We start from the raw sequence: 19,902 nt of genomic DNA, 5'->3' as shown, positions 1-19,902 counted from the left end.
CGACCCAGGCGTCCGACGCGTGTCGGCAGCGTGAGTATCCGCGTCCGCGGTCCGAATCGGCGGGGGAGGCGCCACCGATACCGGGAGCGAGTTCGACCCAGGTGCCTGCGGATGGTCGTCGCGGCCGCCCGATCGGGTGTGGATCACCCGCGTCGACGAAGGGAGTGAGCTCACTGCCGACGGCTGCCCCGTTGCGTCGGCCGTCGCCGCCGGCACGGCCGCCGAGGGGCTCTGTTGTCCTGGGCGGCCCGATCGGATCCGCAGCGCCTGTCGGTTGGGTGGTTGACAGGTCTCGTGTTCCCGGTCACACTTCCAAAAGTTGACATGACTGTCACGTCATAAATGGAGTGCCGAGGAGGCAGCATGACCGCAACCGCAACCGACAGGTGCGAACCGGGGACCGATCCGCGCGCCTGATCCCAACCGTTCCGACCTCTCGCCGCCGCAACCCGTCAAGCGGCGACCTCTTCTGCTTTTCGCCCTCTTCGCACCCTGGGAAAGACCATGAAACGTACTCTCGCCGTGGGCCTGACGGCCCTGTGCGCCACCGCCGCACTCACCGCCTGCTCGGGTCGCGACACCGCGACCGCGTCGGGCGATTGCGACCCCGGCATCACCGATACCGAGATCACCTTCGGCACCAGCCTCATGCAGTCCGTCGCCGGCGCGCAGGCCACCGCGGCGACGGCATTGTTCGACGAGATCAACGCCGCGGGCGGTGTCGCGATGGGCGACGGCGGGTGGTGGTGCTGAACTTCGGTCAGAAGGCCACGGAGGGCGAACCCGCCGAGGTGGCAGCTCATCCCGAGGTCGTCGAGGCGTACCTGGGTGGTGCGGCGTGAATCTGCTCGGTGTCGAGGGGCTGCGCGCCCGCTACGGCAGCGCGGAAGTGCTGCACGGCGTCGACTTCGCGGTGCCCGCCGGTGAGGTGACGGTGGTTCTCGGCGCGAACGGTGCCGGGAAGACCACCATTCTGCGGTCGATCTGCGCGATGGTGCGCACCACCGGGCGGATCGTGTTCGACGGGCGCGATATCTCCGGACTGCGCACGGACCGGATCGCCCGCCTCGGTGTCGCGCACGTGCCGCAGGGCCGCGGCACATTCGGGGACCTGACCGTCGAGGAGAACCTGCGGATCGGCGGATACACCACGTCCACCGCGGCCGCCGAACGGGCGATCGACCGGTGGTACGAGTTCTTTCCGCGGCTGCGGGAGCGGCGGCGCCGGCCGGCGGCCGGGCTCAGCGGCGGCGAGCAGCAGATGCTCGCCATCGCCCGGGCCCTGGTGGCCGAGCCGCGGTTGCTGCTGCTCGACGAGCCGTCGCTCGGGCTGGCGCCCCGCATCACCCAGGAGGTGTTCCGGGCGCTGGCCCGGATCAACAAGGACACCGGTACCACGATCCTCGTCGTCGAGCAGAACGCCCACCTCGCGCTCGACATCGGATCGTCGGCGGTACTCGTCGACGCCGGTCGCGTCGTCGACCGGCGCCCCGCGGAGAGCTTCGCCCGCGACGAATCGGTGCGGCGCGCCTACCTCGGCTATTGACCACAGGAGATCTGTTCATGCAAGTATTCGCGCAACAAGTGGTGGACGGGCTGACGTGGGGCGCGCTGTATGCCGCGTTCGCGCTCAGTATCGTTCTCGTCTACCGGGCGTCCGGGATCGTCAACTTCGCCCAGGGCGAGATGGCCATGTTCTCGGCGTTCTTCGCGTGGCAGTTCCACCAGTGGGGCGCGCCGCTGTACCTCGCGATCGGCGGTGCGATGGTGGTGGCGTTCCTCGCCGGCGCCGCCACCGAGCGGGTGCTGATCCGGCCGCTGGCCGGGTCGTCGGACCATATGCCGCTCGTCATCATCACGCTCGGGCTGATGCTCCTGCTCAACAGCGCGGCCGGCTGGATCTGGGGAGTGCAGAGCCGCGAGTTCCCGGCGGCCGTGTCCGGACCGGTGATCACACTCGGCCCGGTCGTGATCTCCCGGCAATCGGTGGTGATCGTCGGCGCGGTGGTCGTGGTGGCCGCGCTGCTGTTCGCGCTGTTCCAGCGGACCCGGGTCGGGCTGGCGATGCGGGCGGCCGCCGGCAACCCGGACTCCGCGCAACTGATCGGCGTACCGGTCGGAAGGATGCTGATGATCGGCTGGGGTCTGGCCGCCGCCATCGGCGCGCTCGCCGCGTCCCTGGCGGCCCCGCAGCTGTTCCTGCAGCCGAACATGCTGGTGGCATCGCTCATCTACTCGTTCGCGGCCGCGGTTCTGGGCGGACTCGACAGCCCGGTCGGCGCGATCGTCGGCGGTCTGTGCGTCGGGGTGGCCGAGAACCTCGCCGGTACCTACATCTCCTGGATCGGCCACGATTTCAAACAGGCGGTCGCGCTCGTTCTCATTCTCGGCGTGCTGTTGCTGAAGCCGGAAGGTTTGTTCGGGGCCCGGAAGGTGGCACGGGTATGAGACTGCTCCAACTCCTGCGTCGTCCCCAGGCCGAACTGGATGCGCCGCTGTGGCTCTCCCGCGCCACGGTGATCCTGGTCGTCGCAGTCGCGGCGGTGGCGCCGCTGGTATCCGCGCCGTATGTGAACTTCGACCGCTCGATGGTCCTGGTTTACATCGTGGTCGGGCTCGGGCTGAATCTGTTGACGGGCAATACCGGCCAGATCTCGCTGGGTCACGGCTTCTTCTTCGCGCTCGGCGCGTACCTGAGCGCGGTGCTGGTGGAGAACCACGGGGTGCCGTATCTGCTGCTGATTCCGATCGCGTTCGCGGCAGGCTATCTCGTCGGCTATCTGTTCGGCCTGCCGGCGCTGCGGCTGCACGGACTCCAATTGGCCCTCGCCACACTCGGGTTGGCGCTGGTGACGCCTGCGGTCATCAAACGGTTCGAGCACATCACCGACGGGCAGGCGGGGATCAATATCTTCGGCGCCGAGGCTCCCGAGTTCACCGGACTGGCCCGGGACCAGTGGGTCTACTATCTGTGCCTGGTCGTGGCGCTCGTCGCGTACCTGGTGGTGCGCAGACTCGCCACCGGCCGGATCGGGCGCTCGCTCATCGGTATCCGCGACTACGAAGCGGTCGCCACCACCCTGGGCGTATCCACCACCCGGACCAAGACTACGGTCTTCGCGTTCAGTGCCGCGCTCGCCGGGGTCGGCGGTGTGCTCTACAGTTTCGTGGTCCAGTACGTGGGCCCGGAGGCCTTCGGGCTGCCGCTCGCGATCGCGTTCATCACGATGATCGTCGTCGGAGGGCTCGGCACCGTGCCCGGAGTGGTGTTCGGCGCCTTCTTCGTCGTGTACGTCCCGCAGTGGACCGCCGACATCAACCAGTCGGCGGCCGGTATCACCTACGGTGTGGCGTTGATCCTGTTCATCTTCGTCCTGCCCTACGGGGTGATCAGCCTCGTGCGGCGGGCCCTCGGGCCGGTGATCGCCCGCGTCCCCGGCGGCCGGCCCGGCGGTCCCGCCGCGGCGAAGCACGGCGGGACCGCCCCTGCCGGAGAGCCGACCCGGATGGAGGGGAAACTCCCGCCCGGCGAACCCGTCGCCACCGACCTGCGCACCTCGTGAGCGTGTTCGCTCGGCCGGCGGCCGCCGTCACGTCCGGGTTCCGAGCGAGCGTTACCGGGCCGCGCAGGCTCAGGTACGGCTACGGCCGGCAGCCGCACCCCGAGATCGGCGCCGTACCACCCGACACGGTCGTGCACGGCTGTTCTCCGGCGCCGGCCCGTCCGCACAACCGAGGCGCCGGGCCCGCCCCGCGACGGTGCGGGAGCGGTGACCCGGCTGTGTGCGGGCCGCGAACGTCGCTGTGGTTCGCCTGCCTAGGAGCACTCGCTGGGCGCGGGCTCGCCGCGTAGCCGCGCGTCGAGCCAGTCGAAGGCCCCGGGGAATCCGGTGGTCAGACCACTCACGTGCTCACCCGGTTCGCTGCGGAAGACCGCGGCGACACCGCGGGCGCACTGGGTGCGATACAGCTGCTGTGCCCCCGCGAGCGGAATCCAGAGATCGTGGGCGGCGTGGTAGATGTACAGCGGCACCGCCGAGGTCCGATCACTGAGATCGGTGCGCGCGAAGATCTCGTCGGCAACGGCGCTGTCGAGGGGGTGCGGAATATTCGCGGCGATTTCGAGCGGTATCCCGACCACACCCAGGGGGCCGAGCGCCTCGCCGCAGACATTGTTGATCGGCGAGGTCGCCACCCACTGGGCGAGATGGTTCATGTTGTCGAGGATTTCGGGGTGTTCGCGGGCGTAGGCGAGTACGACCGCCAGCAGCACGCCGGAGGCGAACCTACCGTCGAAGCTGTTGGCGACGACCCTGTTGTCGGTGACCAGTCCACCCATCGACGCGCCCACCACCACATCGGCCAGTTCGGGCGCGTAGTCGCCGAGCAGCATGGCCGCCGCGTACGAGGCGATCGCGCCCCCGGAGTATCCGGTCAGCGCGAAACGGCCGGTGGTGAACTCGGAGCCGGGCAGCGAGCGCACCGCGCGGATGCTGTCGAGAACGACGTGTGCGGCGACATTCGGTTCCGCATAGGCCATGAACGGGCCCTCGTGATCGGGAATCAGTACGGCGTACCCACGGTTCACCGCCGACGCGGTCGTCGGCGTCAAGGCGTCGATGGCACTGCTGCTGGTGCCGTCCTCTCCGTGCGCCATCGCATAGCCGGGCGTACATCGCAGGCCGAGGGAGTTGATCGGCTTGTTGTCCACCAGGACCGGCCGGCCGCCGGGGCCGGTCCACGCCGCCGCCGGAACCACCAGCGTGGCCGTGCCGAAGGAGGGCGCCCCCGCCGCGGTCGTCGAGCGGAACTTCAGCAGTACGGCCCGGCCGATCGGCGCGTCGATCCGCGGTGCGGCGATCGCGGTGATGTCACGTTGTTCGATGACCGCGCCGGCGGCCATCCGGTCCAGTCCGGCCGGCCACGTATCGAAGACCGGGTCCCCCGTCGGCGGGGACTGCACCGCGTGCCACAGTGCTGCCAGTTGCGGTGGCAGATCGCCGATGGGCGGTGTGGGTGCGGCCGGCAGTGGCGGCGCGGGGAGGGCGTCGTCGATACCGCGCTGCAGGCCGGAGGGGGCCGGCGGCTGCGGTACCTCCTCGGCGACCGCCGAAGGTTGTCCCACCAGGACCAGGCAGCATGCCGTGGTCACACCTGTCAACGCCCGCGCGAGACCTCTTCGCGCACGGACCCAATTCATAGAGCTACCTCTCGAGATCGGTGAATATGCCTTCGGGTCATCGCCGTCGAAGACACGCAGAAACCCGCCGCGCGCCCGCCGTTCTCGTTCTCGGCGAAATGCGTTGGCATGCACGCTGGCCGGGTGACTCGAGGATATATGTTCCGGCGGGCTGCCCGGCCACCGAGCGTCGGGTTCGGACTTTTCACCACGGTCTCGTGCTGCCGTGTGAATCCGCCACAAACGCCACGTTTCGCGCGTTTCTTCATCGCGCGGTGCGCGGGACGGTGCCGACCAGCCCGTCTACGCTGTATCCTGCGGCCACCGCATGATCGTTTGTCATCACGCACCTGACATACGGCCGCACCCCATTTCAGCAGGGCGGAACGGCTCGTCGAAGGAGTTGCGGTGCTGGGTTTGCTGGGTTTCTACGACGAACTGGACAGCCAGTGCAGCCGGACGAATGGGTCGATTCGCGACGCCGTCCTGCCCGTCGGTGAGCCGGACGAGGCGGAACTGGTCGCCTACCTGGACGCCGGCTACGTTGTGTTGGACGTCATGGAATCCGGGCGTGACGTCATCACCGGCAGCTACCACCGGAACTCTCCCGGATGCTCGTCCCTGGTGACCGACGGCACCTGGTTGTGGCGTCTGGACTTTTCGCACTACCTGGAAACCCACCATGTCTCGCTGCCCGAGACGTTCCTCGACCACGTCCGCGGTCTGAACCACCAGATGCCCACGGTCGACGTCGCGCAGTTCGCTCCGCACTACGACGAGACCATGCCCCTTGTCGGCTGGGCCTCGGCTGTCCCGTGGCAATCGGCTGTGACCACTCTCGTGCCCGAATACGAGCCGTGACCTGCTGAGTACGAACCCGGCGCAAAGTGCCGTCGAGTCCCTGTTGGCCGGATGAGGACTCACATGTTCACCGAAAATCGGAAGCGCCGATGATTTCGCTCGGTCCAGCTCGTCTACTCCACGAGCGCACCGCCCGAGCGTCGGTGTAATGCCGTGCTCGGGGCCGAGCGTGTCCGGCGTCCGAGCGAAGTGAGAATCTCCTATGGCCACACCCGTCCACGCGATGCTCCGGTTCGAAACGATCATCGGTCGGTGGCAGACATCCGGTGTCGTCCTCGACGAGCAAGGCCGGAAGACGATGAAAATCGAGGGCACAGACGAATACGAGTGGATGACCGGACGCGGCTGGATCCTGCACCGCGTCGACGTGATGATGGGCGGCGAGCGCACTCGGGCTCTCGAACTGATCGGCGACCACGACCCGCAGGCAGGTACCTACGCGATGCGGGCCTTCGACGCATCCGGTCAGTACAGCACCATGACGGCACGCCCGAACGCCGATGGGTCCTGGCTCTTCGACGGCGAAGGAATACGCAGTACTCTCCGGCCGTCCGAAGACCGATCGTCGATGTCCGCGCTGTGGGAACGTGACCCCGGCACCGGCACGTGGATCCCATGGATGCGCATGAACTTCGCCGCCATCGGATGATTCGCCCAGGGAGCGTCACCGGCCCGGGTGGGAGGCACGAGATCGTCCGGCCCGCGCGTTTGCTCGCGGCGATCGGCTCGTAGCCGTCGGGCAGGGCGGGGGTACGACGGCGGTTCGGCGTCGCGGGTCGAGCATATGGCCGAGGCCCGGACCCGGTCCCGGCCGTCCCGCATCAGGGCGGTATCGGCGACGGTTGTCCGGGACAGAGCGGTCGGAGGGACCGCGCTGCGCTCGGAGCCCTCGGGGCTCTGCCGGTGCTGCGCTGTGGTGGCCGACGCGCTTGGGCGAAGTGTTGATCATGAAGCGTGGCAGGACCGAAGTGGCTCGGCGCAGCGAGTTGGCGGCTTTCTCGGACGCATCCCGGCAGATCGTCGCCGACCCGACACCGCCCTGCGCGGGGTGCGGATGGTGGTGTCGGCGACGTTCGACGAGGACGACGATATCGTCGCGGCGATCCGGGCGGGCGCCGGCGGCTATCTGCTCGAGGACACCGGTCCGGGCGAGGAGGGGACGAACAGGCGCCTTCGAGCGGTGGTGTGTGGGAGACTGGAGACCGCGGGTGGTTGTCGGTCGGATCGACGAGACCTCGGCAGCGGGTCTCCGGTGCGGTGTCCACCCGGTCGATATTCGGGCGTGATCGTCTCCCGGATGTTCACGTCGGCCCTGGTGGGCGCGTGCAGTTTCTCCGCCCCCGGCGGTCTCGTCGGGGACCAGGACACGGCTCGGATGAAAGTTCCGATCATGCGTATCGTCGTCGACCTGAATCGGTGCCAGGGGTATGCGCAGTGCGTCCCGCTGGCACCTGATGTGCTCGAGCTGCTGGGCGAAGAGGCGTTGGTGTACGACCCCGAGCCCGACGACACACAGCGCCGGCGGGTGTTACGGGCCGCGGCGGCGTGCCCGGTACAGGCGATCCTGGTGGAGACCTGCGATCCCGAAGCGGAGGGCCCGGCGATATGAGCACCGCGTCGCTGGTCGGTGATCTGGTCAGGACGTTCCGGGCCGAGGGTCGCATTGTGATCGTGGGTGCCTCACTGGCGGGACTGCGGGCCGCGGAGGCATTGCGGGAGCGCGGTTTCCGCGGACCGTTGACCCTCATCGGTGACGAACCACACCGGCCCTACGACCGGCCGCCGCTGTCCAAACAAGTCCTCGGGGGCCGGGTGCGCGCCGATCACACCGCGCTACCGCGTCTGCGCGCCGTCGAGGCCGACTGGCGGCTGGGTGTGGCCGCGACCGGGCTGGACCGGGTGAACCGGCAGGTTCTGCTGGCCACCGGGGACACGGTGCCCTACGACCGGCTGCTGATCGCCACCGGTGTCCGGGCACGGCCGTGGCCCGATCCGGCCGAGGGCGCCCTGCAGGGAGTGTTCACCTTGCGCACCTGCGATGACGCGGCCCGGCTACAGGCGGCATTACGCGAGGGCCCGCAGCGGGTGCTTGTCGTCGGCTCGGGGTTCGTCGGCTCGGAGATCGCCTCGGCATGCCGCACGCTGGGACTGCCGGTGACCGTGACCGAGCGCGGCGAGGGACCACTGGTCGGACCGCTGGGCGGGGTAATCGCCGAGATCACCGCTCGGCTGCAGCGTGACGCGGGCGTCGACCTGCGGACCGGAGTGTCGGTCCGCGCACTCGACGGCGACGCGAGCGGCCGGGTCCGTCGCGCCCGGCTGTCGGACGGGACCACGGTGGACGCCGACGTGGTGGTGGCGTCGCTGGGGTCGATCCGCAATGTCGAGTGGCTGGCCGGCGCCGGGCTGGCCGCCGGCTTCTGGGGCGTCGGCTGCGACGCGGGCTGTCGCGCGTTCGATATCAACGGGGTGGTGACCGACAACATCTTCGTGGCCGGAGACGTCGCGCGCCAGCCGCATGTGCTGTACGAGTACCAGTTCATCTCGATGGAACACTGGGACAACGCCGTCTGCGGGGCCCAGGTCGCCGCGAACAACATGCTCGGCCTGGAGACCGAACGGCGACCGCATCTGCCGCTGCCCGCATACTGGTCGGCCCAGTTCGGGGTGAACATCAAGGGGATCGGGGTGTGTTCCTTCGCCGACGAAATCGCGGTCACACAGGGCTGCCCCGGTGACTATCGCTTCGCCGCGGCCTACGGCCATCGGGGCCGGACCGTCGGGGCGGTGACCTTCGATCACGGCAAGTGGTTGCAGTACTACGCGGCCATGATCGAACGCTCCGCGCCCTTCCCACCACCACCGCCGGGCTATGACCGGGCCGCCGACCCGGGCCCGGTGCCGGCCCGTTTCCCCGATCCGCGGGTGCCGACCGGAATCCCCGATGTGGTGCTGACCGGCCACGACCCCACTTCGCGGTGCGCCGAGTTCCAGCGACCGAGGGAGTAGGCATGACCGCCGCAACCGCCTGGGCCGAGGCGATGAAGTACGAACACCGCGCCGACCCGTACCCGTTCTTCGACCGGCTGCGCCGGACCCCGGTCGCGCGAGTCGCCGACAACCTGTACGTGGTGACCGGCTACTGGGAAGTGCTCGCCCTGGCGCACGACCCCAGGGTCAGCTCCGATATCGCCCGCAGCCCCGTGGGCGCCGCCCTCGCGGCAGCAGGCGCCGACCCGGAGGCCGGCACCCCGGACCTGCCGGTCTACGGCCGGGTACCCAGCCTCATCGTGACCGATCCCCCCGAGCACGATCGGGCCCGCCGCCAGGTGACCCGCCACTTCGGCCCACCGCACGCCCCCGATGTCATCCCGGGCGCCGAGCCCGGCATCGTCGCACTGTGCAACCGGCTGCTCGACCGTATCGCCGCCGACGGCCGGACCCGGCTGGACGTGGTCGACGACTACGCCTACCCGGTGCCGGTGACCGTGATCTGCGAGATCCTCGGGATCCCGATCGCCGACGAGCCCACCTTCCATGTCTGGATCCACGACATGCTGACCGGTACGGATGTGGGTCCGGACGCAGCCACCGCGGCGGGGCGAGAGCGCGCCGAGAAGGCCCGCGCCGGCCGTGCCGCGCTCACGCGATACCTGACCGATCTGATCGAACGCGTGCGGCGCGAGCCCCGGCCCGGACTGGTGTCCGCGATGATCCACGACGACGGCCCCGACGGTCCGATGCCACTCGAGTATGTGTTGTCCAACGCAAGGTTGCTGCTCGTCGCCGGTCACGACTCGACGGTCAACACAATTTCCAACTGTGTTCTGACGCTGCTGCGCAATCCGGGGGCCTATGAGCGGGTACGCAGCCGCCCCGAGCTCATTCCGCGCGCGATCGAAGAGGTCCAGCGGCTCCAGGCGGCAGTGCAGTTCTTCCCCAGCCGCAGCGCCACAGCCGATATCGATATCGGCGGCACCACCATCCCGGAAGGCGCCGCGGTCCACCTGGTCTACGCCGCCGCGAACCGAGACCCCGCCCGATTCCCCGACCCCGACCGCTTCGATATGCGACGTCCCGACAACGAGCACTTCGGCTGGGGCAGCGGTATCCACACCTGTATCGGTGGCCCGCTCGCCCGGCTGGAGGTCAACCTCGCACTGGAAACCTTCGTACGCCGCGTCGCCGCTCCCGGTCTGATCGTCGACCCGCCGCCCTACCGGCGCAGCCAGATCTTCCGCGGACCTCGGCACCTGCCCGTCCGGTTCGATCACATCAGCGAGTGACCCCGCTTCCCGGCCGCGACCGGGAAGGGGGTGGAACATCGGGGCCGACCGTGTCGACGCACCCTGTGCACAGTTGGATTCCGATACCGCAACGGGTGGCGCGCGCCTCCCGGGCTCCCTTTTCCCGCGCCTACACTCGCCCGAATGCAGCGACCGATCACTCGGGAAGCCTGAGCGCATGCGGGGTATCGATATCGCTGGGTTGGCGCGGCTCGTGACCGGGGCGATGGCGTCGACCGTGCGCATCGGATCCGCTACCGCGCTGGTCGCGCCGGCGCTCGTCGGGCCGGCGGTCGGGCCGGTTCGGGAGTGGGCCCGCGTCGTGCTCGGCGGTCCGCCGCGCGGCGGCACGGACGAAGAGGGCGTTCCGCCGGTGTGGGCGTCCGGACGCAGGCTACACGTCGATCTCGACCGGATCCCGCTGTGGACGAACGGTGCCGAAGGGCGCACGCAGCTCGAAGAGCTGGTCGCCGCCGGGTCCGGTGTCGTCTCCGCGCATATCGAGGACATACTCGGGCGACTGGTGATCGAACTGGCGGAGGCGGCGGATCCGGACGAGATCCGCCGCGCGATCCGCACCGGCGCCGACCTGCCGGGCACCGGTCCGGAACCGGGAACGCGGCAACGCGGGCTCGTCACCGATCCCGGAGACCCGCTGGCGGTCGCGGTACCGGCGGCGGCCGCGGTGGCCGATGCCCTGGCGATCGGCGCGTCGGTGATCGGGTGGCTGGGCCGGTTTCCCCGGGCCCGCGGGCCGCCCGGGCCGCCGCGGCGGTGATCAATCATCAGCCGCGGATCGTCGCGCTGCTGGAGTCGAAGCTCGGACGCGCCGGGACCGATCTGCTGACCACCATGTTCTCCGCCGCCGCGCACGGACTCGGCCGGGCACCCGCCGCGCCGCTGCTGGATCTCGTCGCGCGAACCGCCCAGATCTCCGAGGCACTGGCACGCCGGCAGACCTGGGGTGCGCGTGAACCCGGGCTCGCGGCGGCGACGCGGCCCCGTTGCCCGGCTCCCGCGGCGATCTTCGCGGCGGCGCGCCTCGGGGCCGAACCCCGGCCGGTGCCCGCGGATACGGCCGCCACCCCGGCGGGCGGGCCGGTCGAGGAGTACGCCGAACAAGCCGCCAACGGATCGCTCGTGGCGGCCGCGGGCACGCTGCTCGGCGGCGGCACCGCCGACGATATCGCCGATACGCTGCTGGCCGGGATACCGAAGGCGGCGCATATGGGCCGGGAGGCCTACGCACTCGTCCTCGGCCGCGGATTGGCGAAGGCGGGCTCATTGGTGCTGGACCCGGCGGTGTTGCGCCGTCTCGACCGGGTCCGGGTGGTGGTCGTCGACGGCGCGGCGCTGCGCGGCGACACCCGAGCCGTATTGGAAGTCGAGGTGCCGGTTCCGGGGTGGGACCGGGGGCGGGTGTTCGAAATCGCCGATGCCCTGCTGCACGGCGAGCAGATCCCCGCGTCCGCCGACGACGTCGGTTTCGCCGGCGCCGCCCTGCGGTGGCACGACCGTCTCGGAGCCGCGGTGCCGGGGACCGACCGGGCCGATCTGCTCGTGGACGCGACGGTGGTGGCCACCGTGACGATCGGATGGGAACTGGACCCCTGCGCGATTCCGCTCCTCGAGACCGCCCGGCGTACCGGGGCGCGGGTGGTGCTGCGCAATGTGGGCGGCACCGAGGAACTCGGCGCCTCCGTCACCGCCGCCTACGACCCGGGTACCGGCCTGGTCGACCTCGTCCGCGAACTGCGCGCCGATCGTGGCCCGGTGCTGTTGATCTCGGCGCTGCATCCGGACACCGACGCGGTCGATACCTTGGCTGCGCTGGCGCTCGCCGATATCGGGGTCGCCGTCGACGATCCCACGGCCGCGGCGCCGTGGACCGCCGACCTGGTCACCGGTGCCGATCTCGCCGACGCGGTCCGGGTGCTCGCGGCGGTCGTGGCCGCGCGCCCGGCGATCGACACCGCGGTGCGCCTGGCGAAGGCCGGCAGCACATTGGCGGGCCTGCTCGTGGTGACCGGGGAAACCGGCCGGCGAAGCCGGCTCGGCCTGGGACGGTGGCTCGCTCCCGTCGATGCCGCGGGCGCGACCGCCTGGATCCTGTGCGGGCTGGCCGCGCAGCGGGTGGTGCGGTCACCGGATCCGCCGCCGCAACCGCTCACCGCCTGGCACGCCCTCGATCCCGCGATCGTGTACGCACGGATCCTGCGTGGCCGGCGGGCACCGATCCCGAACCCGGCGCCGGGTCGGCGGCGGCTGGTCGCCGCCCTGTCCGGCAGCGTGGTGGGTGAGCGACTGCGCGTCCCGACGGCACTGCTGGCCCGGCTGGCCGGGGCCGCGCGCCGCGAGCTGAGCGATCCGCTCACGCCGGTTCTCGCCATCGGTGCCGCGGCCGCCGCGATTCTGGGCAGCAATATCGATGCGCTGCTGGTCGCGGGGGTGATGAGTGTCAACGCGCTGGTCAGCGGCATCCAACGGTTACGCGCGGAGGATGCCGCGGCGGCCCTGTTCGCCGAACAGGAACAGGCCGTGCGCCGGGTGATCGTTCCGACAGCGGCCACGGAGAACCGGCTGGAGGCGGCGCGAACCTCGAGTCGTGTCACTGTGGTGTCCGCGACGCGGCTGCGGCCCGGCGATGTCCTCGAACTCCATGCCCCGGAGGTGGTACCGGCCGATGCCCGGTTGCTGGTCGCCGAGGATCTGGAGGTCGACGAATCGTCGATGACCGGTGAGTCGGTGCCGGTACTCAAACATGTCGAGCCGGTGACCGGTCACGCAGCGGAACGCGCCAGCATGCTGTTCCAGGGCAGCACGATAGTCGCCGGGCGGGCCCGGGCGATCGTCGTGGCCACCGGGCCGGCCACGGTCGCGAATCGCGCGATCGCCACGGTGTCCGGTGTGGCACCCGCGACCGGAGTGCAGGGCAGACTGCGCGATCTCACCGGCCGGGTGCTGCCGCTCACGCTGGCCGGTGGCGCGGTGGTCACCGGATTGTCGCTGGTGCGCCGGGGACCGCTGCGCCGGGCGGTGGCCGACGGGGTCGCTATCGCCGTGGCCGCCGTCCCAGAGGGGTTACCGCTGGTGGCGACCATGGCGCAACTGGCGGCCGCCCGACGGCTGTCGAAACTGGGGGTGCTGGTCCGGGCGCCCCGGGCGCTGGAGGCGATCGGGCGCGTCGACACCGTCTGCTTCGACAAGACGGGCACCTTGACGCTGAACCGGCTCGCCGTGGTGACGGCGGTGCCCCCGGATTTCCCACCGAGTGGCGACTATCCGGCCCTCACCGACCCGGCGGCGGCCGCGGTGGTGCGGACCGCGGGATGGGCATGCCCCCGTCCGCACACGGGTGAAGGGCACACTCACGCCACGGACGAGGCCGTCCTCACCGCGGCCGCCCGCCTGCCGGGTGCGGGCCCCGACCCGACCGTGCTCGCCGAACTGCCCTTCGAATCCTGCCGCGGGTACGCGGCGGCGGTCATCGTCGACGGCGACGGCGGACCCGGCACGTCGGCACGGTTGGTGCTCAAGGGGGCGCCGGAGGTGATCGTCCCGCGCTGCCGGTTCGACAGCGGCTCCGATGGACGGGCCGCGGCGGATACGCTCGTCCATCACCTGGCGGATCAGGGCCTGCGGGTGCTCGCCGTCGCCCAGTGCCGACTACCCCCGGTGGACGCGGGAGAGCGTTTCGACCAGGACCGGATCGAGGAACTCGCAACCGATCTGACCATCACCGGTTACGTCGGTCTGGCCGATACCGTCCGTGATTCGGCGCGCCCGCTTCTGCAGCAGCTGGTCACCGCCCGCTGCGCCGTCGCGCTGATCACCGGCGATCACCCCGTCACCGCCCGTGCCATCGCGCGCCAACTCGGTTTCCCGGCCGACGCCCGCGTCGTCACCGGAGCCGACCTGGCCGCCGCCGACGAGAACGCTCGCGCCGAACTGGCGGCCTCGGCCCAGGTTTTCGCGCGGGTCGGTCCCGAACAGAAGGTGCAGGTGATCGCGGCCCTGCAGCAGTGCGGCCGGGTGGTCGCCATGGTCGGTGACGGCGCCAACGACGCCGCGGCGATCCGGATGGCCGATGCGGGCATCGGGGTGACCGGCCGCGGTTCCTCACCCGCGCGCGAGGCCGCCGATCTGGTCTTGACCGGCGAGAACCTCACCGCACTGCTGGACGCTCTCGTCGAGGGCCGCAATATGTGGATCGGTGTCCGCGATGCGCTGACCCTGCTGCTCGGTGGTAATGCGGGCGAAGTGGCGTTCACCATCCTCGGCACCGCTCTCGGCCGCGGCGGCGCCCCGGTGAGCACCCGGCAGCTCCTGCTGGTCAACCTGCTCACGGATATGTTCCCGGCACTCGCCATCGCGGTGTCGCCGCCGAGTCCCGCGGCGACGGCGGCGCCGAGCGCGACCGGTTCGGGATATCCGGATTCGGTCCTGTCCGCGCCCGCACCCTCACTCGGCCGCCCGCTGATCGAGGCGATCGTCCGGCGCGGAGCGGCCACCGCCGCCGCGGCGACCACCGCGTGGGCGATCGGCCGGTGGACGCCGGGGACCCGGCGCCGCTCCGCGACCATGGGATTGACGGCACTCGTCGGCGCCCAACTCGCCCAGACTCTGGTACTGCGGCACGACGATCCGCTCGTGGTGGCCACCGCGGTCGGGAGTGCGGCGGTGCTCGTAGGCGTCGTCGAGACACCCGGTGTGAGCCACTTCTTCGGATGCACTCCGCTGGGGCCGGTGGCATGGGCCGGTGTGCTCACGGCGGTCACCGCCGCCACCGCGATGGTCGTACTCTCCCCGGCCTGGTTCGCCCGGCGTACCGAGGAGCTGATCGATCGGGTCGATCGGTTGCCCGCCACCATGTCCGAGCGCGATCATCGATGAGTTCACGCTCGCTGTCACACCTTTCCGGTGCGCGCCGGGAAGGCCAGAACCGGTAGTTCTCGACGACGAGAGGATCGTGTCCCGTGCCTTCACGTAGCAAAGCGAACAGTACCGGCCGGACCGCCGCGGCCGATGCCGGCGAGGCGGCTCCCGAGCAGACCTCCGGATCCCCGGAGAAAACGGACGGGCAACCCGGTGCCGCGGCCGCACCCGCGGCCAGACTGGCACTGCCCTTCTTCGACGCCGAGGTCGCGATCCCCGGACAGGGCATCACGATGAAGGCCGGACCGCTCGAGCTGTCCCTGCCCACCCGCTATCTCTACTACGGCGGGCTCGGTGCGCTCACTGTCGCGGGCGCGGTCGAATGGCCCATTGCCGGCGCGCTGGCGGCCACCGGGTGGATCGTCGGGCGCCGGCGCAAACCCGCCGCGCGGCCCGAGACAGCCGACGCGGCCGCGACGTAGCGGCGCCCGGATGGACCACCATGTCGAGTGATCGCCCCGGGAAACCATGGCGATGAATCGCCGGTCCGTGATCGGTACCGGCGCGGCGGTACCGGGCGATGCGGCACTCGGCGCGGGCGCGCCCTCCATCAGCGCCTGTGCCGAGTCCGCGGGCGCCGGGCTGCCCAGCGCGGGCGAGATCGACGCCGACCCGAACACGCCGGCGCATCCGTTCCCACTCGCCGATGCCGCCACCACCATGTCCGCGATCGTCGACCCGAGCACAGGTACCACGTCGAGCACGGCGATGAACCGGACCGGCAGGAGCGCGTACGGCACCGAGAATGCGATCGACCACAGAAAGGTCGCCGCCCCCGCGACCACGGAGATCAGTATGTTGCCGGCGGCATAGGCGCCGACCGCGGCGAAGGTCTCATCGCCCGGCAGGATCGCCCGTGGCGGGAATGGGGCAGGAGCCGGCACAGCGCCGCCCGCAGACAGGGTGGTCCGGCCAGGAAGTAGACGGTAGGACCTCGACGATCACGGTGTCGGTCGACGCGGTGAAAACTGCCTCCCGGCCGTGGCGATCTCGCCGGCCACCGATGATCCGACCGACCCGGGACGAACCCGCGGCGGACGAGGGGCGCCGACGGCGACGGCAGAACTCGTGCTCGCATCGCCGGTGTCCGGCCCGATCCATGCCCCGGTGGGCAACCGCCTCCCATCGATCGGTAAACAGCTCGGCGGCTGCGTATTTCGGGTTCCCGCCCACATTTTTCGGGTTAGGGGCACAGTCGGGTCGCGCGGTCGTCGGCCGCGGTGCCGGAGCGCGATACTCCTCGGCGAGCGTCCGGTGACGGCCGGGCCCGGAGAAAGGAACGCACGTGTCGACCACACTTCCCGCCTTCCCCGCTGCGAACGAGAATCCGCTCGACACGTGCCGCCGCCTGCGCGAGACCGCGCCGGTGGTCGAGGTGGAATTCCCCGGCGGCGTCCCGGGCTACCTGGCGCTGACCTACGAGGCCGTCCGCGAGGTCCTCGCCGGCGACAACAACACCTTCGCCCGGGATCCCCGGCACTGGCCCGCTTTGCACAACGGAGAGATTCCCGAGGACTGGCCGTTGCGCGCGGTGGTCCAGGGCGAGCATCTGTCGACCAAGGACGGTGCCGACCATCGCCGGCTGCGGGGTCTGATCGGCAAGGCGTTCACACCGGGCCGGGTGCTGGCGCTGGAGCCGCGGATCCAGGCGATCATCGACGAACTCCTCGACGAGGTGGTGGCCGCCGGCGACGGGGTCGATCTGGTGCCCGCCTTCACCGAGGCATTGCCGATGGCGGTGATCTGCGAACTGTTCGGCATCCCCGAACAGGACCGCGGCCGTTTGCGCGGTTGGACGGCAACACTGCTGGCGCACAACAGTTCTCCGGAGCAGGCCTTCGCGGCGCAGAACGGACTGCAGGCCTACCTGCGCGACCTGGTGGACCGCAAGGGCCGGGAGCCGGGGACCGACCTCACCTCGGGCCTGGTGCAGGCGCGGGAGCGGGACGACAGGCTCACCACCGAGGAACTGGTGGCGGTCCTGTGGATCATGCTCGTCGCCGGTCACGAGACCACCGTCCACATGCTGGGGTATGCGATTCTGGCGCTGGCCCGGCATCCCGAGCAGCTCCGGCTGGCGATAGCCGGCGATCGGTGGGCCGATGTCGTGGAAGAGACAGTGCGCTATCGCCATTCGGTGATGATGACCAGCTGGCGGTTCACCCTGACAGATGTGACCATTGCGGGTGTGGCGATTCCGAAGGGCAATGCGGTGGGCGTGGTCTACCAGGCGTGCGGAATCGATCCCGCGGAGTACGGCGAAACCGCGGAAGAGTTCGATATCACCCGCGCACAGCGGGCCGGGCATCTGGGCTTCGGGCACGGCCCGCGCTACTGCATCGGCGCCGGGCTCGCCCGGCTCGAGGGGCGGCTGGCGCTTGCCTCGCTGTATCGACGGCTGCCGGACCTGCGACTCGCCATCGATCCGGACGAGGTGCCCTACACGCCCTCGTTCTTCACCATCGGGCCGCTGTCCATACCGATCTCGCTCGGCGAGCCGCGGTGACCGCGTCCCACCGGCCGGCCGGTCCCGCCGGAGCATCGCCGAGGACAGGACCGTGGATTTCTACAGTGTGACCGCGCGGAGTTCGGCATCGTGGACCACCATCGCCGACAGTTTGATGCCCATGGATCACGACTACCACGAATCCGACCGGTGGGGCGCGACGATGTCGGTGCAGGAGAGCGCCGGCTACCGGCTGTTGCGCTGGGATCAACACGGGTCGCGGACGTCGAGGCGGACCCGGCCGCATATCCGCCGGGTCGCGGGCGACGATTTCTACTGGATCGTGCTTCCCGAACAGGGCACCTACACGGTCCGGTACCGCGACGGCAGCGTCACCGCGGCCGGTCCCGGTCAGGGCGCCGTCACCGTGCTCGATACAGTGTGTCATCTCCACATCCCGCGGTCGTCGGCCTACGCGTTCCAGGTGCCGCGCGACGAAATAGAGGACCGCACCGGCTCTTTCGGGACGCGCACCGCGGAGCTCGATATGTCCTCCGGTCTCGGCCGGATCACCCGGACGCTCATCCGGAGCACCCACGCCGAGCAGGCGGCGCTGTCGACGGCGGAATTCGACGCGGTCTGCCGTCGAATCGGGGAACTGCTGTGCATGCTGTCGGCCGGGGAGGTGAGCCCGCAGCGGGACCGGCACGGCGAGGTGATCGAGCAGGTGCGCCGATATGTGCGCACCCATATCGGCCACCGGGACGTCCGCCTGCCCGCCGTTGCCGCGGCGCTGGGCTGGTCGCCCCGTCAGGTGCGCGCCATCCTGCATCGCGAGGGGTTCACCTTCCGCGATCTGCGGCGCGAAGAGGCCCTGCGCGCCGCGTGCTCGTTCCTCGCCGATCCCGCCTACGCCGAGGTGCCGATCGGTGATCTGGCCGCCCGCTGCGGGTTCAACGCCTCATGGTTCTCCACCGCGTTCAAGGCGGCGACGGGGGAGACGCCGCGCGAGTACCGGCAGCGCCGGCGCGGCGAGCTCGCCGCGCGGCCCCTCGGCGACCTCGATGCCCGGCTGTAGACGGGATCTCGGCGAGACACGCGGGATGTTTCTCGCCGCGACGACCCGGGTCCATGCCGGAGTACCACCTGGCCGGGGGCGATACCCCGCTGTCCGGACGTAGAATCGGGATCACATCCGCCCGCGGTCGGCGTTCGGGGCGGTGGAGATGATGTGCCGTTCTCGAACGTGATCGCCATGCTCGTATCCACCGATTCGATCGGGAGGTTCCGTCGTGCGAACCGAGGGAGATGCCTGGGATATCGTCACCGGTGTCGGACTCACCGCGTTGGGTGTGGCGACTTTCCGGGCGCTGGAATCCGCCCAGCCGGACCCGCTCATCCGCGACGAATACGCCGAACTGTTCGTCCGAGCCGCCGGTGAACCGCATTTTCTGGACATACTGGCGGATCCGCCGACCCTGTCCGGAACCCCGCTGGTACCCGGATTCATGGGGTTGCGGACCAAATTCTTCGACGATTTCTTCCTGTCGGCCGCCGCGGCCGGAACCACGCAGGTGGTGATACTTGCCGCCGGGTTGGACGCGCGGGTGTACCGGCTCGATTGGCCCCCGGGGACCGTCGTCTACGAGATCGACCGACCCGAGGTGCTCGAGTTCAAGGACCGGGTGCTCGCCGAGCACGGGGCGAGACCGCGCGCCGAACGCCGCACGGTGGCCGTGGACCTGCGCGCCGACTGGCCGTCCGCGTTGGCCGCGGCCGGAGCGGATGCGGGGGCTGCCACGGCATGGTCGGCCGAGGGGCTGTTGCCGTACCTGCCCGGGGCGGCTCAGGACGCGTTGTTCGCCCACATCGATGGATTGAGCCCGCCCGGTAGTCGCGTCGCAGTGGAGAGCACCCCCGCCGATGCGGCGAACAGCAATTTCGCCCGGCTCGAGACGAAATATCTCGATAAGAATCCGTTCGGCGACATCGACCCGGCCGAGCTGTTCTACTCCGACGACAGGGCCGACCCGCAACAGTGGCTGAGCGGGCACGGATGGTCGGTGCAGGCGGCCGCCCCCGCCGATCTGGCCGCCACCTACGGCTTGGTGCTGCCTGAGCTCCCCGACGAACTCGAACAGCACTGGCAACGACCGCGGTACCTGTCCGCGGTGCGGAGTTCCGGCTGACCGGCG

At 70.3% G+C, this 19,902-nt stretch carries 16 protein-coding genes and 1 pseudogene; 16 read left to right on the top strand and 1 reads right to left on the bottom strand.

Annotated elements, in window-relative coordinates; genetic code table 11:
* Positions 1 to 504 precede the first annotated feature (504 nt).
* From ON38_RS03670 to ON38_RS03655, 5 genes are read left to right on the top strand one after another with little or no spacing between them, the layout of a single operon-like run.
* The gene (locus tag ON38_RS03670) at positions 505 to 753 is read left to right on the top strand and encodes a hypothetical protein (RefSeq protein ID WP_039822312.1); all 249 of its coding nucleotides are present in this window, start codon (positions 505 to 507) and stop codon (positions 751 to 753) included.
* Positions 747 to 842: an ABC transporter ATP-binding protein C-terminal domain-containing protein gene (locus tag ON38_RS34635; RefSeq protein WP_245563896.1), complete on the top strand. Its 96-nt coding sequence runs from the start codon at positions 747 to 749 to the stop codon at positions 840 to 842. Before ON38_RS03670 ends, ON38_RS34635 begins: the two co-directional genes overlap by 7 nt.
* Positions 839 to 1,546, top strand: a complete 708-nt coding sequence (locus ON38_RS03665) for an ABC transporter ATP-binding protein (protein ID WP_039822311.1) — start codon at positions 839 to 841, stop codon at positions 1,544 to 1,546. The genes ON38_RS34635 and ON38_RS03665 overlap by 4 nt, the downstream gene beginning before the upstream one ends.
* 17 nt (positions 1,547 to 1,563) lie before the next feature.
* Positions 1,564 to 2,448, top strand: coding sequence for a branched-chain amino acid ABC transporter permease (locus ON38_RS03660; protein ID WP_039822404.1), 885 nt, complete (start codon positions 1,564 to 1,566; stop codon positions 2,446 to 2,448).
* Positions 2,445 to 3,563 carry a branched-chain amino acid ABC transporter permease gene (locus tag ON38_RS03655; RefSeq protein ID WP_039822309.1) on the top strand — a complete coding sequence of 373 codons (1,119 nt, stop codon included), beginning with the start codon at positions 2,445 to 2,447 and terminating at the stop codon, positions 3,561 to 3,563. Before ON38_RS03660 ends, ON38_RS03655 begins: the two co-directional genes overlap by 4 nt.
* Before the next feature lie 254 nt (positions 3,564 to 3,817).
* On the opposite strand, the gene ON38_RS03650 is transcribed toward ON38_RS03655, so the two are convergent.
* Positions 3,818 to 5,200 carry a lipase family protein gene (locus tag ON38_RS03650; RefSeq protein ID WP_083872205.1) on the bottom strand — a complete coding sequence of 461 codons (1,383 nt, stop codon included), beginning with the start codon at positions 5,198 to 5,200 and terminating at the stop codon, positions 3,818 to 3,820.
* 387 nt (positions 5,201 to 5,587) lie between these two features.
* On the opposite strand from ON38_RS03650, the gene ON38_RS03645 reads away from it, so the two are divergent.
* The 11 genes and pseudogenes from ON38_RS03645 to ON38_RS03595 all read left to right on the top strand — a co-directional run bounded on the left by ON38_RS03645 (position 5,588) and on the right by ON38_RS03595 (position 19,896).
* Positions 5,588 to 6,040, top strand: a complete 453-nt coding sequence (locus ON38_RS03645; protein ID WP_218000731.1) for a hypothetical protein — start codon at positions 5,588 to 5,590, stop codon at positions 6,038 to 6,040.
* 202 nt (positions 6,041 to 6,242) lie between these two features.
* Positions 6,243 to 6,689 (top strand): DUF1579 family protein, encoded by a 447-nt coding sequence (locus tag ON38_RS03640; RefSeq protein ID WP_039822308.1) that lies wholly within the window; start codon positions 6,243 to 6,245, stop codon positions 6,687 to 6,689.
* Positions 6,690 to 7,430: 741 nt separating this feature from the next.
* The gene (locus tag ON38_RS03635; protein ID WP_039822399.1) at positions 7,431 to 7,649 is read left to right on the top strand and encodes a ferredoxin; all 219 of its coding nucleotides are present in this window, start codon (positions 7,431 to 7,433) and stop codon (positions 7,647 to 7,649) included.
* Positions 7,646 to 9,049, top strand: coding sequence for an NAD(P)/FAD-dependent oxidoreductase (locus ON38_RS03630; protein WP_039822306.1), 1,404 nt, complete (start codon positions 7,646 to 7,648; stop codon positions 9,047 to 9,049). The genes ON38_RS03635 and ON38_RS03630 overlap by 4 nt, the downstream gene beginning before the upstream one ends.
* Positions 9,050 to 9,051: 2 nt before the next feature.
* Positions 9,052 to 10,326 carry a cytochrome P450 gene (locus ON38_RS03625; RefSeq protein WP_039822303.1) on the top strand — a complete coding sequence of 425 codons (1,275 nt, stop codon included), beginning with the start codon at positions 9,052 to 9,054 and terminating at the stop codon, positions 10,324 to 10,326.
* Positions 10,327 to 10,504: 178 nt separating this feature from the next.
* Positions 10,505 to 15,219 (top strand): annotated as a pseudogene (locus ON38_RS03620) (cation-translocating P-type ATPase).
* An 83-nt stretch (positions 15,220 to 15,302) separates the two neighbouring features.
* Positions 15,303 to 15,683, top strand: a complete 381-nt coding sequence (locus tag ON38_RS03615; protein ID WP_039822301.1) for a hypothetical protein — start codon at positions 15,303 to 15,305, stop codon at positions 15,681 to 15,683.
* Positions 15,684 to 15,735: 52 nt separating this feature from the next.
* Entirely contained in the window at positions 15,736 to 16,074 is a 339-nt protein-coding gene (locus ON38_RS03610) for a hypothetical protein (RefSeq protein ID WP_157181649.1), read from the top strand.
* A gap of 472 nt (positions 16,075 to 16,546) precedes the next feature.
* Positions 16,547 to 17,767 (top strand): cytochrome P450 family protein, encoded by a 1,221-nt coding sequence (locus ON38_RS03605; RefSeq protein ID WP_051164330.1) that lies wholly within the window; start codon positions 16,547 to 16,549, stop codon positions 17,765 to 17,767.
* A gap of 52 nt (positions 17,768 to 17,819) precedes the next feature.
* Complete coding sequence (locus tag ON38_RS33910; RefSeq protein ID WP_051164329.1) at positions 17,820 to 18,785, top strand: AraC family transcriptional regulator; 966 nt, start codon at positions 17,820 to 17,822, stop codon at positions 18,783 to 18,785.
* 214 nt (positions 18,786 to 18,999) lie between these two features.
* A complete protein-coding gene (locus tag ON38_RS03595; RefSeq protein ID WP_039822299.1) occupies positions 19,000 to 19,896 on the top strand; it encodes an SAM-dependent methyltransferase in 897 nt (298 codons plus the stop codon).
* The last annotated feature ends 6 nt before the right edge of the window (positions 19,897 to 19,902 follow it).

Source organism: Nocardia testacea NBRC 100365 (assembly GCF_000308775.1).
GTDB lineage: Bacteria > Actinomycetota > Actinomycetes > Mycobacteriales > Mycobacteriaceae > Nocardia > Nocardia testacea.
Note: the sequence above shows the minus strand (reverse complement) of the source record. Positions and strands in the feature narration are given on the sequence as shown.